Below are 15289 nucleotides of genomic sequence, written 5' to 3' on the forward strand. Positions count from 1 at the left end.
CGGCTAGCACCATCGACCCATCAGGGTCTAATGGAATTGGCCTTCTTCGGTGGATCCCACCAGGGCCAGGGTGGAGGCGTTCGGGTTCAGCGCCGTGGAGATGGCGTCGAAGTAGCCGGTGCCGACTTCGCGCTGGTGCTTGGTGGCGGTGTAGCCGGCAGCCTCGGAAGCGAATTCGCGTTCCTGCAGCTCGACGTAGGCGCTCATGCCGTCCTTGGCGTAGCCGGTGGCCAGGTCGAACATCGAGTGGTTCAATGCGTGGAAGCCGGCCAGGGTGATGAACTGGAAGCTGAAGCCCATGGCGCCGAGTTCGCGCTGGAACTTGGCGATGGTGGCATCGTCCAGGTGCTTCTTCCAGTTGAAGGACGGCGAGCAGTTGTAGGAGAGCATCTGATCCGGGAAGTCCTTCTTGACCGCTTCGGCGAACTTGCGGGCCAGCTGAAGATCAGGGGTGCCGGTCTCCATCCAGATCAGATCCGAATATGGTGCGTAGGCCTTGGCTCGGGCGATGCATGGCTCGATGCCGTTGGTGACCTTGTAGAAGCCTTCCGGGGTGCGCTCGCCGGTGATGAACTGCTGATCGCGTTCATCAACATCCGAGGTGATCAGGGTTGCTGCTTCTGCGTCGGTGCGGGCGATGACCACGGAGGGCGTGCCAGCCACGTCGGCGGCCAGGCGGGCCGCGTTCAGGGTGCGGATATGTTGTTGAGTTGGGATCAGCACCTTGCCGCCGAGGTGGCCGCACTTCTTTTCGCTGGCCAGCTGGTCCTCCCAATGAACGCCCGAGGCGCCGGCCGCAATCATTGATTTCATCAGCTCGTAGGCGTTCAGCGGGCCGCCGAAGCCGGCCTCTGCGTCAGCGACAATCGGGACCATCCAGTCCTCGACGCTCTGGATGCCCTCGGAGAACTCGATCTGGTCGGCACGCTGCAGCGCGTTGTTGATGCGGCGGACCACCTGCGGGACCGAGTTCGCTGGGTAGAGCGACTGGTCAGGGTAGGTCTGGCCCGAGAGGTTGGCATCTGCGGCTACCTGCCAGCCCGAAAGGTAGATGGCTCGAAGTCCGGCCTTGACCTGCTGAACTGCCTGGTTGCCGGTCAATGCTCCCAGCGCGTTGGTGTAGCCGCCGGTCGGGGTTTCTTCGGTCAGCTGCTTCCAGAGCTTCTGCGAGCCGCGCTTGGCCAGTGTGTGTTCTTCCTGGACCCGTCCCTGCAGTTTCACTACGTCTGCGGCAGTGTAATCACGAGTGACCCCGCTCCAGCGAGGGTTGTTTGCCCAGTCGGTCTCGATGGCTGCGATGCGGTTGTCGATCGAGGTTTCGTTGGTGTTCTCGGTAGTCATTGACTTGGCTCCTTCGCGCAAGTTCCGGGTTCATGCTGATCGCTAGGTGATCTTGTGAACTTCTTCGTGGGAACTACTTTTCCTCAAGCGCAAGGGCTGAAATAGGGGTTTTCAATATTAAGATCTTCACTTCTTCTCAAAAATGAAAGATCTGCACTTCTTGGGGCAAGAGCGGAGGTGGACGCTGAAAATTGAGCAAATAGAGAGAAATGAATGAGAAAAAGTGTGAAATTTTAGAATGTCTTACGTGTTTTCGGGGAAGTGCACGCGCTTGAAGCCTACGGATGGGCAGCACAATGACCCCGTCTGACATGGGAACCAGCCGATGGCCCAAGGATTTGAGCCAGGATTTGATGGTGTGGCAGGTGGTGAAAACGTGAAGTCCCGGCAAGGGCGAAGTTGAACTATGTGGAGTGGTGAGTACGCCGAAAGAGGGTGAATCTACTTCTGGGGCGGTACGCGGAAGCAGGGAATCGGCGCGAAAATTCGCCGTTTTTGCCGTGGGGGCTCAGAAGAGCGCCGCCACCGTCTGTTGGCTAAGCGAGGTCGAAGGAAACGACTGCCATGACGCCGCGGCCTAAGATGCGTGGTTCTTGGGCATCCGATCCGGCGACGGTATCACGCAGGTTCACCGGCTGCTGCTCATCGCCAAGCAGCAAGGCGGCTGAACCTTGAAGCAGGATGCCGAGCTGGCCGTCGAAGAGGTGCTGTTCGCGCTTCTTCGACAACTCAACGATTCGCACCGTAGGGCGAACCTTTTGCGGATCCGCGGCAACATAAACGGTGAGCAGTTCTTCGGCGGGCTGGCTGGCTTCAACTCGGTCGCTGGTGGTGAACTTCAACGGGCGCAATGGCTCTAGGCCGTGCTGTTCGCCCTCGACGGTGAGCTCAACAAAATCACCAGCAACCAGCGTGATGACCTGGGCTGTGAGCGCAGAGAAGAAAGAAGCTTCCTTCTCAATGGAGCGGATGGATACCTGCCAGGTTGCCTCGGCTTCGGAGCTGCGCAGCAACGTTCCGTTATCGGCCAAAGTGCCGGCGGCGATGAGCCTCACCTGCCCTAGTTCCCATTGCTTCTTTGTGCTCTTGGCCAGCTCAAGAATGGATTCCGGTGCAAAAGTAGCCTGTGCTTCGCTCATGAGTCGAGTCTACTTGCCTGCGATCATGCGCAATCGCTCCACCAGTTGTGTCGTGGGCACGGATGCGTCAAGCACCAGCCAACCATGCAGCTTGGCCAGGCGGAGGTATTCGGTGCGTGCTGCCTGCAGGAATTCCAGGGGTTCCTTGTCCTCGGCTCGCGCTTCAATGCGTTGGAAAGCAAGGTGGGGATCAAGATCCAGAAGAATGACAGTTGCGTGTTCGGTGCTCTTTCGTGCCAGCCACGGCAGGAGCACGCCTGGCTTCTGGCCTCGGACTCGGCGGAGAACCAGCTGGCAATACAGATGGCGGTCCATCATCGTTAGTCCCGGGGCCTGCCCAGCAGTGAACGAGTTGCGGACAACGTTGACGAGCCGGAAGGTCGTCTCGATCAGTGACTGGATGAGCGGTGGAACCTGAATACCGGAGTTGTGCGAGAAGTTGTTTAGCCAACGTCGGCCAGCGGCATTGGCCAGTCTCCGTGCAGGAATCTGCTCGTTATTCAATTCTTGCACCAGGGTGTTGATAGCGGTGCTCTTGCCTGCTCCATCGATACCCATTACGACAAAAGTCTGTGGCGGATCATGGGCAGAGTTTTTCGCGAAGAGGACTTTTTCTGCGATGGCTGTCATGCGTGCTCCTCGTTCATGGTTGATTGACTAGTTCAACGAATGGCAGGCCTGCATGATTCCGCTGGTGTGCTGTGCATTTGGCATGAATGGCCAAAGGGTTGCTGTATTCGGAAGAACTGTAGATATTTCTGCGCGCGCGGGCTTCAATGACGCATAAAAGCTTCTTTTATCGCCAACTTCTGGAAAAGTTGCCCATTCTTCACATACTCTGGGCATGTGACTGCAACCACGTGGAACCGTGCGAAGACGCCGGAAAATGGCAATGGCTCCGGAGAGACTCCGGAGATGGATGCCATTGCCTTGGGGCGAAGGATTCGGTTCCTTCGCAAAAGCAAGCAAATGACCTTGGACGATATCTCGGCCGTGGTCGATACAGCGCCGAGCCAACTTTCCCTGATTGAAAATGGCAAGCGCGAACCCAAGCTTTCACTGCTCAAAGCGCTGGCCGGCGCCCTCGACGTCGGCGTTGACGACCTGCTGGGCACCGAACCTCCCTCACGCCGGGCCGCCTTGGAAATCGAGCTGGAACGTGCCCAGCGCGGCCCGCTCTACGAGTCTTTGGGACTGCCGACCGTACGCGTGGGCACCCGCCTTCCGATGGACGTGCTCGAGTCACTGGTAGGACTGCAACACGAACTCGAACGGCGTTTGAACGAACAGGCAGCGACCCCTGAAGAGGCTCGCCGGGCCAATACCGCTTTGCGCCACGAGATGCGGCGCCGCAATAACTATTACAAGGAAATCGAGCAGGAAGCTTCCAAGGTTCTTTCGGCAGTCGGCCATGATTCTGGTCCGCTGTCTCACCACCGAGCAGCGGATATTGCTGAACATCTAGGATTCAGCCTGCGCTTCGTGGGGAACTTGCCCCACTCCACGCGCTCGGTGACCGATCTGAAAAATATGCGGATCTACCTGACCCAGGCTAACCGGACCGAGCACGATCCGCGGTCGGTACTGTTGCAGGCTTTGGGGCATCACGTGCTGGGCCATAAGACGCCGACGGATTACTCCGATTTCCTCTCCCAGCGCGTAGCCACTAATTATTTTGCTGCAGCACTGATGATGCCGGAGAAATCAACAGTCGAGTATCTGCGCCGTGCCAAGAACAATCGCGAACTGGCCATTGAGGACCTGCGCGACGCGTTTGCCGTGTCCTATGAATCGGCAGCACACCGATTCACTAATTTGGCCACCGAGCACTTGGGCATGACCTGCCACTTCCAGAAGGTGCACGAGTCCGGCATCTTGCACAAGGCCTATGAAAACGACCGCGTGAATTTCCCGGCGGATCATACTGGCGCCATCGAAGGGCAGAGCATTTGCCGATATTGGACCAGCCGCGTCGTCTTTGAGCAGATGGACAAGTTCCGCTCCTTTGAGCAGTACACCGATACAGTCAACGGGACCTATTGGTGCACGGCTCGCACCGAACGACACTCATCGGGACTGTATTCGCTGTCTATCGGGGTCCCGTTTGAGCACGTGAAATGGTTCCGTGGCCGCGATACCAAAGAGCGCTGCCAGTCCACTTGCCCGGATGAAAACTGTTGCCGCCGCCCGCCGGCGAACCTGTCGGATCAGTGGTTCGGCAATGCCTGGCCGGCCACGCGTGCCAATACGCACCTGCTCGCGGCGATGCCCACCGGCGCCTTCCCTGGCGTGGATGAGACCGAGGTTTATAGTTTCTTGCAGCGCCAAGAGGACTGAGCCTGTGGAATTTTCACAGATGTTCATGCCGGTGAGACGAGTCGAGGCTATTGACGCTGAGGCGTTGCTTGGAAATCAACGGTGGCCATTTGTCCTGCCGCCGGTGCGCCAGCTGCTTCATGAAGGACTGGACCTGGGACAAGTCACCGTCATTGTCGGTGAAAACGGCACTGGAAAGTCGACTCTCGTTGAAGCGCTGGCGATGGCTTATGGCATGAACGCTGAGGGTGGTTCGACGGGCGCGATGAATACGACGAGGACGAGCGAGTCCGAGCTGTGGCGGCAGCTCAAGCTCCAGCGTGGTGCCGCGGCTTCGCGCAAGGGATTCTTCCTGCGCGCAGAAACCATGCACAACTTCTATACCTATCTCGAAGAATCCAAATTCAAGACCAAGCTGCATGAGCGGAGCCATGGCGAGTCTTTCCTTGACCTCGTTGAGGAGCGAATTCCCTTTATCAAGGGCCTATGGATCTTGGATGAGCCCGAATCTGCCTTGTCGTTGGCGGGCTGCGTGAAGCTGATGAAACTGCTTCAAGCCATCGCGGACGGGGGATCGCAGCTGCTCATTTCCACCCATGCGCCCATTCTGGCTGCATTCCCGGATGCTCGGATCCTGAAGGCAGGATCGTGGGGACTTCGCGAAAATGATTTTGAACAGCTGGAGCTGGTGCGGGGATGGCACGACTTCCTGGATGACCCGCACAGCTATTGGCGCCGCGAGAGTATCTAAGAGGCGTGCTTCCAAATGAAGTTGGCGGTCGCTTCGGCCAGCCAGGCGCCATCCTGCGCCACCGTTCTTTGAGAACGGGCTACCTTGAAGGAATGATTGCCGCCTTCAAACCAGACCAGTTCCGTCGACTTATTGAGCTTCGCGGCTACGGCTTCCATCTTTTCTGGATTGGCGAAAGGATCCTTGGTTCCTTCCAAAAACAGCATGGGAACCGTCAACGGGTAGAGGTGCTCATCGCGAAGCTTGTCTTCCTTTTTCGGTGCGTGCAAGGGGTAACCCAAAAAGATCAGAGCGTTCGCCGGCATGCCTTCGGCAACGGCCAGCGAGGCCATGCGCCCGCCAAAGGATTTGCCAGCAACAACCACCGGGAGCCCCTCGGCTACATGCTCCTGAACCCATGAACGCACCTGCTGCCAGACGGCGATAGCCGTGGGCGCCTTGTCCGGGAACTTCTTTCCAGCGTCCATATAGGGAAAATTGAAGCTCAAGACGCTGATCCCGAGATCCGCGACAGCCTGAGCGTAGCCGGTCATGAACTCATGGTCCTTGCCCGCCCCCGAGCCGTGGGCCAAAATCATGACCGCGCTGGCGCTCTCAGCAGGTGACCACAGGGCACTGAGCTCAGAGTCATTAAACGGAATAGACAGTTCTTGCGTCATGGATTCTAGCCTAGAGCGTACCGTTCATGCTGGAAGAATCCGTGGTGGCTTCGTCACCTGCCTATTGCAGCCACTCTTCGCGCAAGGCGGTGCTGGTATCTTCGCCATCCCTGGCGATAACAGTCAGCTTTTCAACTTGTTCTCCCACGGCAGCCTTGTCGTTGATCTTGATGATCATGTTTGAGGAGACGAAACTGGACGCAGGCGTATCGTAGATGCCGTCCATCCACGGACCATCGTTGATCGTGACGACAAGTTCGCCGAATGCGGGCGATGTCACCTTGTCGACGTGGGCATGCGGGTCAGCAGGAAGGCAATTGCGGTACACCTCCACGGCGGTAATTTCTGCGTGGCACATGGATTCATATACATCATTCATGCCCGCAAGCCACTGCACGTATTTTTCCTTGGCCCAGGCTTTGCGATCGTTGGGGTCTGCACCGGTTCGGGCTCGGGAGTAGGTTCCTGAATTCTTGCCGTCCTCGGTGGCGAAGGTGACGCTTTCCAACTCTGGCGACTGCTCGCCGATGCTCTCGAACATTACCCGCCCCATGATTCGAAGCTCGTCCTCGCGCGTTTGGTAGTTTTCCTGCATCCCGTCCCGGTTGAAGATCATGCTGTTGTCCAAATAGATATTCAAGACGCCTTCTTCGGGAGACTGCCACGAGGTCATCAAATTATTGGGATATAAGAATCCTTGGGTGGATTTGATGCCCGAATTGTCTTTCCACATCTGAATTTTGGAGTCCGCCCAAGCCTGACCAGTCAAGGCCGTTGCGGTGGACTCAGCAGGAGCCGGAGCGATTGAATTTTCAGCAAGTCCAGTTCCAGGAATTTTGGCTTCGACGGTGGAAACGCCTGGAGCGGTTGCCGATTTTTCCGGTTCAGCAGCAGGTGCCGGACTTTGAGGTGTGCTGCAGCCGCTCATCAAAAGAGCCACCATGGACAGGGCCATGAAACTTCGGATGCGCAAGAGTTGCTCCTAGCAAAGTGGTGAATTCCCAGTCTATTAGGACGAATGCGCTAAAAGCCATCTATTAGAGAAACTGGGCGAAAATTCTGACAGGACCGTGCTCGAAATCTGAACCTTCGGTCAGACCCATGGATTCGTAAAACGCACGTTGCCCCGGCTCATCATCGGTAATGAGCACAAATTGGCGCAGGTGCTCGAATCTTTTTCGGACGGCCGAGAACAGTTCTCTTCCTGCTCCGGTGCGCTGGGCCTTCGGGTGAACCAAGATGTCTTGGAGAAAGCAAATGGTTGCGTCGTCAGATATTGCGCGGGCCAATCCGATGAGCTGGTGATCCTTGTCGTAGGCGTAGACAAGAAAGTCCGAGTTGGCGTGCGCCTTGGCAAGCACGTCAGGTTGGTCGGTATAAGCGCTCCAGCCGACGGAATCGTACAGTGCGGTGACCTGTTCACGGGAAGGAACTTTTGTCATAGATATTTCCATTGCCTAGATGCTCCCAGAGTGTCCAAGAATTTGGTTCATGCTAGCACCGCGGGGCTGTTCTTCAGCCTGAAGCGCAACAACTCCTAGGATGTGGGGCTCGGAAGCCGCGCATCGTTTGCGAGCGGCTTCTCAACCGTTGCAATTTTTGACCATAACTTACTTGGACTTATTCATACCTAGGGAGGACGCACTGTCCTTTTTGGCCTGAAAGACTGAACGGATGAAATTCCTCCCAAAGGCAGCTTCTCGAACAACGTCATATCTTCTCGAAGGAATGTCTTGAGATGGAAAAGATGGCTGTTGAAAGCGGCGAAATCCTTGAGCCTCAAGACAAGGGGCTGAATCGAAAGCAACTGGCCTGGGGCATCTTTCTTCTTGCTGTCGCAGTGATTTTTGGGCTGGGCGCTGGCTGGCTATGGGCACGCTCTGAGCAGCTATGGTCCTCCGGACAGATTGTCTATTTCATCTTGCCTGGCAGGCCGCTGGTGTTTTGCGGATTGCTGGTTAGCGGCCTTTGGGCAGTGGCAGGGTTGCTTTGCCTTGTCCCCAAGATGATCCTCGGGATCAAGCGAAAGGGCATGCGAGTATTTGTCCGAATTCTCGTGCACCTGTGCATCACCGCGGCATCGTTAGTCTGGCTCTATTTTTGGCTGCTCTCGGGGATAAATTCAGTCGTGGGGACCTATCACAAGGTGACCGCGGAGACCGGGGAGAGCATTGTCGTTTATAAACCGGGTTTCGACCCGGCGAGCTTTGCCGTTTATGCTCCAGCGTCCGCCTTTGTCTACGAAAGGATCGACGGGATCAGCAACATGGCGCAGTCCGGGCATTTTGTCGCGGATCATTGCACACTTCAGAAGCAGGACGCTGACTTGATTCTCACCTGCGGCGTTGACGTGACAAAGTTCCCGAATCCGTCCAACTGACCATCGGCTGGCATCGCCATGACCCAGCTATGGAAGCACGTCTTCAGTGCATGCAAAAGGGGCTTGATGCGCCGAAGCAAAAGCTTCGGCGCATCAAGCCCCTTTGAGGCTAATTCGACCTAGTTATCGAAGAAGCTGGGCACCTGCTCGTTCTGTGCTGGCGGGGTCGGCGCATCAACCTTCTTGCGCACCACCAGCTTGTCCTCAGCGAAGTCCACCAAGACGGTGTCGCCGGCAGCCAGCGAATCGTCGATCAGCAGATCGGCGATGGCATCCTGCACCTTGCGCTGAACCAATCGGCGCAGCGGGCGGGCGCCGAACTCCGGGTCGTAGCCCGCGGAGGCCAGCCAGTTCACGGCGGGCTCGCTGACTTCCAGAGCCAACTCCTGGTCTGCCAGGTGCTTCCGCGTATCGGCGATGACCAGCTTGACGATCTGGCCGATCTCCGGCTGCGAAAGCTTCGAGAAGAGCAGAACCTCATCCAGCCGGTTCAGGAACTCGGGGCGCATGAACTCGCGCACCTTGCTCATCACCTTGGCGCGGATCTCTCCGGCCTCGCTGGTGGCCTTGGCCGAGGTGAAACCGAAGTTTCCGGCCTTGTTGGCCAGGTACTCGCCACCAAGGTTGCTGGTCATCAGGATCAGCGTATTCGAGAAGTCCACGGTGCGTCCGGCCGAGTCGGTCAAGCGCCCGTCATCGAGCACCTGCAAGAGCACGTTGAACACGTCCGGGTGGGCCTTCTCGATCTCATCAAGCAGGATCACCGAGTACGGGTTGCGGCGAACCTTCTCGGTCAGCTGGCCGGGCTCGTCGTGGCCGACATATCCCGGAGGGGCGCCGATCAGGCGGGCAACGGTGTGCTTCTCGCCGTATTCGCTCATGTCCACGCGCACCAGCGAGTCAGCCGATCCGAACAGGTTGGTTGCCAAGGCCTTGGCCAGCTCGGTCTTGCCGACACCGGTGGGGCCCAGGAAGAGGAACGAGCCGATGGGGCGTCCCGCGGGGGACAGACCGGTACGATTGCGCCGCACGGCGCGGGCCACGGCGGACACGGCGTCCTTCTGGCCGATGACCGAGGCATGCAGCGACTGTTCCAGCGAAGCCAGCCGCGACTTGTCATCGCCGGTGATCCGCGAGGTCGGGATGCCGGTGGAGCGGGAGATGACCTCGGAGATCTGGACTTCATCCACGACACGGGTGATTCCGGCGTCGCCGGCTTCCTCGGCCGCGTTGATCCGGGCGGTCAGCTCGGCGATGTGGTCGCGCCAGGCACTGGCATCCTCGAAGCGTTCCTCGCCAATGGCGCGGGACTTCTCGCGTTCGGCTTCCATCAGGTCGGAGCGCAGGGATTGCACATCCTCGGTATCGCCGGCGGCAATGGAACGCCGGGCGCCAGCGATATCGATCAGGTCGATGGCCTTGTCTGGCAACTGGCGGTCGGTGAGGTACCGGGCCGAAAGCGCTACGGCAGCCTTGAGCGCAGCCGGGGTGTACTGCACCTGGTGGTGATCCTCGTAGGATTCGCGCAGGCCTTCCAGGATGGCGAGGCTGACTTCCTGCGATGGCTCGTCAACCATGACCTTGCCGAAGCGGCGGGCCAAAGCGCTGTCCTTCTCCACCTTGCGGAACTCATCGAGCGTGGTGGCACCGATCAGGTGCAACTCGCCACGAGCCAAGCGCGGCTTGAGGATGTTGGCTGCATCCATATTTCCGGATTCGCCGGAGCCGGCGCCAACCAGCAGGTGCATTTCGTCGATGAACACCAATACCTGTCCCTCGGCGTCGGCGATTTCTTCGAGGAGGCCGGTGAGGCGCTGTTCGAAGTCGCCGCGGTAGCGCGTGCCGGCCAGCATGCCGGGCAGGTCGATGGAGATCAGCCGGGAACCGCGGATCTGCTCTGGAACCTGGTCATCAACGATGGCCCGTGCCAGTCCTTCGGCGATGGCGGTTTTACCCACGCCGGCCTCGCCGATGAGCACAGGGTTGTTCTTGGTGCGGCGAGCCAGGATCTCCACGACCTGGTCCAGCTCGTCGTCACGACCGATGACCGGATCGATCTGTCCGTCGGCGGCCAGCGCCGTCAGATCGGTTCCGTATCGTTCGAGCATCGAGGCGTCGGACTCGTCCTGGCCCTGGTCCTGTCCGCCGTTTTGGGCGCGCTGGGCCTGTTCCATGGCTGCCTGCTGCAGGGACTGGCCGGTGATTCCGTGCTGGGCCAGCAAGTGGCTGACCGGGGATTCCGGGTTGAAAACAAAGGCAAGGAATAGATGGTCAGGGTCGATGTAGGTCGAACCGTAGTTGCGTGCCACCTGGTAGGCATCAAAGAGGCTGCGCTGGGCAGCAGAGGATAGCCGTGTTGGCTTTTCGCCCTTTTCTTGGCTCTTTGGCATGTGGGCAATGGCATCCTGGCTCAACGCCTCGATGTCGATGCCCATGGCGGCGAGGTGTTCACCGATGGGTTCTGTGCGTATCAGCGCTGCGAGCAGGTGCAAGGAGTCGATCTCGTCGTGTCCGTGCTCATGCGAGATCGCTGCGGCCGTTGCTACTGCCTCATGGGTACGCGTGGAAAGCAGGCGGGTGATGTCGATTGGACGTGCTGCCTGAGCTCGCGAAGAGAGGAACCGAGAGAGGAATTCCTCAAACGAGCCGTCTGATGGTGCACCAAAAAATGCTGGCAAGTGAGCCTCCTAGTAGAAACTTGAGCGGTCTATGCTCATGTTCAACGCATGAGGCTTCAAGATATTCCCGTGGCACTCGAAATATCTTCCCGAGCGCTCGAGGTCACACTTGGGGCGACGCGAAATTCAGTGCTTCGGGATTTCAACAATTCCCATGCGGGCGGCGGCCACGAGCGCTTGTACGCGGTCGCGGACATTAAGCTTGACGAAGATCTTGGCCATGTGGGTCTTCACCGTGGTTTCTGTGATCCCCAGAGTTTTAGAGATTTCAGTGTTATTTAATCCCTGCGCAAGGAGTTTTAGAATCTGAATTTCTCTATTGGTAATCCCGAGATCATAAATGATGTCTTCGACAGCCTGGGAATTGTCGGCGTAGGCTTCACGCACCGCCGAAATTAGATCTGAGGAAACCGATGGAGAAATAGCGGCGGTGCCCTGGTGCACTGCATGAACTGCACGAATTATTTCGCCTGGTTCAGAGTCCTTGACGAGGTACCCGCTGGCTCCTGCGGTAAGAACGGGAACTAGATATTCATCCGAGGAAAATGCGGTAATTGCAAGGACTGCGGGGCTGTCCTTGCGTGATTTAATGGCGCGTGTGGCGCTAACCCCGTCCATGATTGGCATCTGCAAATCCATCAGAACTACGTCGATCTCATTGTCGGAACAATAGTCGACTGCCTGCTTGCCGTTTTCTGCAGAAAATACAGTTACAATTCCGTTATCCGTTGCTAGGATTGTGCCCAACGCATGACGAATTAGTGGTTCATCATCGACGATTAGGACCTTAATCTGTTCCATTCATTTCCTTAGTGTCGATGTTGCGGTCCTTCCAGAGGACTGCTTGCTTGTAAGTATATAAGTTGACGAGATGTGGGGTTTGTTATGAAGGGTTTGAAGGTGCTGGCCGTTGCCGCACTCGCTTTGGCGCCGGTGACCGCCGTGGCCGCTCCCGCATCTGCAGCGTTGCAGCTGCAGATAAGCGTTAATAGCGGTCCGGTCGCAACACCTGCAGGTTGGGGTGCAGATTTTTCCAAGTGGGTCTGCGAGCGTTACGGTGTCGGCTGCCCATAAGCGGAATTATTTGACTTGATCAGCGTTGCCGTGAATTATTCGGCCTATGAGTGAACGACTGAAAAGCACCCTGACCAAGCTCCTGGCTGGTCGGGGTGTCATTATTTGGGTTGGCATCACGGTACTCGTTGTGATGTCCAGCAGCGAGTTCTTGACCCTGCTGGAAGATGGATTCAGCGGTTCCTCTGAGGTATCGGTTCAAGGCGCTCTGGTAGGGCTCATGCTTTGCGTTACCTTGCTATTGGCAACGCGCTGGGTTGCGGTGTCATTGGGCCTTTTTGTAGCTGTTGCCTACTTTTTTCTCAATGCGGGTTTCCTGTTTGTATGGACGATCGTCTCGTTCATGATCTTTGCTGCCCTTGCGGCCACGGTGAGTGCCCGGAGTGTTCGTGGGTTATTCCTGACATTGTCGGCCGCCTGGATGGTCCAATTTGGATTCCAAGCGGATCAGGACGCCATATTGCTGGTGGCTCTGATCCCGCTGACAGCATTGGCCTACTTTCTGACTCGCAGCATTTTCATCCTGCGAGAGAAGAACGCAGATGTCGTGCAGCAAATGCTCAGGGCTCAAGAGCAAACGCGCTCAGCTATTGAAAGGGAGCGCAAGAACATCGCCCGCGATCTTCATGACATTGTTGCGCATGACATCACCATCGTGGCCATGCAGTCGAAAGCGGCGAAATTTGCCAACGACGGCCAAATGGCTCTCGATGCCTTGGATGTCATTGCCAAGCTGAGTTCCGAAACCCTGCACGACTTGCGTCTGATGCTCAACGTATTGCGGGCTGATGGCACGATGTCGGACGAAGCGGCGTTGGGTGTCGACAAGCCGGCTGCAACGACCGTTTACGCGCTTCAAGGAGTAGAACTTTTCGCGCAACGCCTCAAAGACGCGAACTTTAAAGTGAACTCAACCACGGATGAGGAGATCTCTGATCTTCCCCGTTCGGCGCAGACAGCGATCTATCGCGTGATGCAAGAAGCTACAACGAATGTCATAAAGCATGGTGTTCCAGGTAGTGTCTGCACCCTGGAATTGGTATCCAACGGCACGGAAGCTGTACTTGAAATTACTAATCAGATAGACATTTCAGGCAGAAAGGCAAAGGGCCTGCCAGAGGGTGGCAGCGGGCTGATTGGAATGTCCGACCGCATGCGAACTTTTGGCGGAAAGTTCTCGACCAGCTCCGAAAAGGGACTGTGGACACTTCGGGCCAGCATACCGTTCAAGGCCCTACCCTCCTACTAAAGTATGATTTCGAAATTCTTGTGAACGCGATAAGTTAGACATGTATCGGTGAAGACCGATCACCAATAAGGTACTTGGTGGTGTTTTGCGAGTGGCATCATGAAGGACCTGAGGGTGATTAAAAGGTACGTTGCATTGAATAAACGGACTGATCTTTCATCGGCGGCTGCGCCCCCATCGCCCGTCGTTGTCTGTCTACAATGCAACGTACCTTTTATAATTTAAGTCCAGACCGACGTGGTCTCGCCGATATCTGAGAATCACATAAAAATGCGATGTGCCTGGAGATCCTCCGGGCACATCGCATTTGGGCAACTGCGGGTCTTACGCTTCCGGGGCGCTCGAATCCGTGTCCTGTTTCAGCACATGATCCGAAACCTTGCCCAATGCGCGCTCCAATGAAGAACGAAGCACAATGGGAACGGTAATGTGCTCGTCGATTTCTACCAGGCCTTCGCGCTCGAAGACGCGCAGCAGCGATTCAACCTGTGGCACAACCTCCTCGAGGCTTGGGATCAGGTGGTGCTGTTCTTCGGGAAGGTCATCCGTGGTTGGAATCTGCAAGGCAAACTCGGCGCGTGGGGGCGTGGATGAGGCGGCGTTGCTCAAGACCCCGGCCACCATTTCCGCGATCTGCGCCTGGCCTGGCTTCTCCAAAGTGTTGATCAGGATGTGCGAGTACAGCACTTCCGCGATCAGTTCCTTGACCACGCGTGCGCCGGCACCGCTGGAAGCCAACAGCGCTTCGCTGAGCGACTCTGTTGGCTTGGCGTGAGGTGCTTGGTAGGTCAGCATGGCAGTGCCGATCAGCGCATCCCAGTAGGCGGAAAGCCGGGGGATGTCTGCCAGCGAAGGAACGACAGTCCCATCTTCTGGTTCCCAGATGGCATCCTCGGGGATTGGAGCATTCCCGTCGACCTTGATGAACAGGCCCAGTGCCGCGGCTGCGTCCTGCAAGGTTTCCGCCGTCAATACTCCGGCCGGTGTGGTGGGCTTGCCATCGCCAACCCACTGGATCAGCTCGCGCGCTGCAAAGACGAATGGCATGGATTCGAAAGCGCCATTTGCTTCCTCGTCTTCAAGGTAAGGCGCGACGATCGGTGAGTCACCAGCCATGCGGGAGAGGAACTCAAAAGTCTGCTTGAAGTCCTCCACACTGCCGCCAAAATTGGCGGAGGTGCCCAAGAACGTCAGGTAGTGCTTGAGGATTGCTGCACTAGTTGCGGCAACTTCTTTGCCCAGGGAGGACAGGTGGCCGAGCTGCTCACCAAGAATTGATGGATCCAGTGACTGTACGTCAACGCTCTTGCGCAACTGGGCATGGGCGGTCAGCAGGGTGGTCAACCCTTCGAGCGCTGCGCGGGTTTCGCTGGCAGGCTGGCCTTCTTCTTGGAAGTGACGGAAGAGCTGCGATTTGAACGGCTGAAGTGCCTGTCGCACCTCTGTTTCAAAAGGTACGGAGCTGGCGCCTGCACGGCGAGCTGGATGTCCCTGAGCTGGTTTCTTCTTGGCTGGTTTGCGTGAGGCCATGTGTGTGGTGGTGTTCCTTTGAGATGGCTGATCGAGAAAGGGCAATTTTCGCTTCCTTTCAGTGTACGCAGGGCACGGTTCAGGCGTGATTTCTTGATGTGCTTCATTGCATCCCGTGCGGTTAAAGTTTTCGCCTCTCGTCAGAGAATTGTTAAAAGTGCGGCGAATGGTA

General features: G+C 57.2%; 14 protein-coding genes. 5 read left to right on the plus strand and 9 right to left on the minus strand.

Translation table 11 applies throughout. From position 1 onward, the window contains the following. Positions 1–27: 27 nt before the first annotated feature. The 3 genes from aceA to AOZ07_RS02065 form a co-directional block, all read right to left on the minus strand. Positions 28–1341, minus strand: coding sequence for an isocitrate lyase (gene aceA, locus AOZ07_RS02055; protein WP_060700484.1), 1314 nt, complete (start codon positions 1339–1341; stop codon positions 28–30). Positions 1342–1877: 536 nt separating this feature from the next. Continuing rightward, positions 1878–2480, minus strand: a complete 603-nt coding sequence (locus AOZ07_RS02060) for a HutD family protein (protein WP_060700485.1) — start codon at positions 2478–2480, stop codon at positions 1878–1880. Between the two features lie 9 nt (positions 2481–2489). Further along, the gene (locus AOZ07_RS02065) at positions 2490–3110 is read right to left on the minus strand and encodes a nucleoside/nucleotide kinase family protein (protein WP_060700486.1); all 621 of its coding nucleotides are present in this window, start codon (positions 3108–3110) and stop codon (positions 2490–2492) included. Between the two features lie 285 nt (positions 3111–3395). Here AOZ07_RS02065 and AOZ07_RS02070 point away from each other — a divergent pair, with 285 nt between their 5' ends. After that, a complete protein-coding gene (locus tag AOZ07_RS02070) occupies positions 3396–4817 on the plus strand; it encodes a helix-turn-helix transcriptional regulator (RefSeq protein WP_236995307.1) in 1422 nt (473 codons plus the stop codon). Between the two features lie 4 nt (positions 4818–4821). Continuing rightward, a complete protein-coding gene (locus tag AOZ07_RS02075) occupies positions 4822–5547 on the plus strand; it encodes an AAA family ATPase (RefSeq protein WP_236995242.1) in 726 nt (241 codons plus the stop codon). Here the strand turns inward: AOZ07_RS02075 and AOZ07_RS02080 are convergent. The 3 genes from AOZ07_RS02080 to AOZ07_RS02090 all read right to left on the minus strand — a co-directional run bounded on the left by AOZ07_RS02080 (position 5544) and on the right by AOZ07_RS02090 (position 7648). Beyond that, positions 5544–6206: an alpha/beta hydrolase family protein gene (locus AOZ07_RS02080; RefSeq protein WP_060700489.1), complete on the minus strand. Its 663-nt coding sequence runs from the start codon at positions 6204–6206 to the stop codon at positions 5544–5546. The genes AOZ07_RS02075 and AOZ07_RS02080 overlap by 4 nt on opposite strands. 61 nt (positions 6207–6267) lie before the next feature. Further along, on the minus strand, positions 6268–7179 hold the full coding sequence (locus tag AOZ07_RS02085; RefSeq protein ID WP_060700490.1) for a hypothetical protein: 912 nt from the start codon (positions 7177–7179) through the stop codon (positions 6268–6270). A gap of 64 nt (positions 7180–7243) precedes the next feature. Continuing rightward, positions 7244–7648 carry a GNAT family N-acetyltransferase gene (locus tag AOZ07_RS02090; RefSeq protein ID WP_236995243.1) on the minus strand — a complete coding sequence of 135 codons (405 nt, stop codon included), beginning with the start codon at positions 7646–7648 and terminating at the stop codon, positions 7244–7246. Between the two features lie 296 nt (positions 7649–7944). Here AOZ07_RS02090 and AOZ07_RS02095 point away from each other — a divergent pair, with 296 nt between their 5' ends. Beyond that, on the plus strand, positions 7945–8586 hold the full coding sequence (locus AOZ07_RS02095) for a hypothetical protein (protein ID WP_060700492.1): 642 nt from the start codon (positions 7945–7947) through the stop codon (positions 8584–8586). A gap of 119 nt (positions 8587–8705) precedes the next feature. Here AOZ07_RS02095 and AOZ07_RS02100 read toward each other — a convergent pair whose 3' ends face one another. Further along, positions 8706–11264, minus strand: a complete 2559-nt coding sequence (locus AOZ07_RS02100) for an ATP-dependent Clp protease ATP-binding subunit (protein ID WP_060700493.1) — start codon at positions 11262–11264, stop codon at positions 8706–8708. A 126-nt stretch (positions 11265–11390) separates the two neighbouring features. Beyond that, positions 11391–12065 (minus strand): response regulator, encoded by a 675-nt coding sequence (locus AOZ07_RS02105; RefSeq protein ID WP_060700494.1) that lies wholly within the window; start codon positions 12063–12065, stop codon positions 11391–11393. Between the two features lie 84 nt (positions 12066–12149). Here AOZ07_RS02105 and AOZ07_RS18630 point away from each other — a divergent pair, with 84 nt between their 5' ends. Beyond that, positions 12150–12338: a hypothetical protein gene (locus AOZ07_RS18630; protein WP_146277551.1), complete on the plus strand. Its 189-nt coding sequence runs from the start codon at positions 12150–12152 to the stop codon at positions 12336–12338. Positions 12339–12384: 46 nt separating this feature from the next. Beyond that, positions 12385–13587, plus strand: a complete 1203-nt coding sequence (locus AOZ07_RS02110) for a sensor histidine kinase (RefSeq protein ID WP_060700495.1) — start codon at positions 12385–12387, stop codon at positions 13585–13587. 324 nt (positions 13588–13911) lie between these two features. Here the strand turns inward: AOZ07_RS02110 and AOZ07_RS02115 are convergent, their stop codons facing one another. Next, positions 13912–15117: a hypothetical protein gene (locus AOZ07_RS02115; RefSeq protein WP_060700496.1), complete on the minus strand. Its 1206-nt coding sequence runs from the start codon at positions 15115–15117 to the stop codon at positions 13912–13914. Positions 15118–15289: the final 172 nt, after the last annotated feature.

The sequence above is a fragment of the Glutamicibacter halophytocola genome, assembly GCF_001302565.1.
In the GTDB taxonomy this organism is placed as follows: Bacteria; Actinomycetota; Actinomycetes; order Actinomycetales; family Micrococcaceae; genus Glutamicibacter; species Glutamicibacter halophytocola.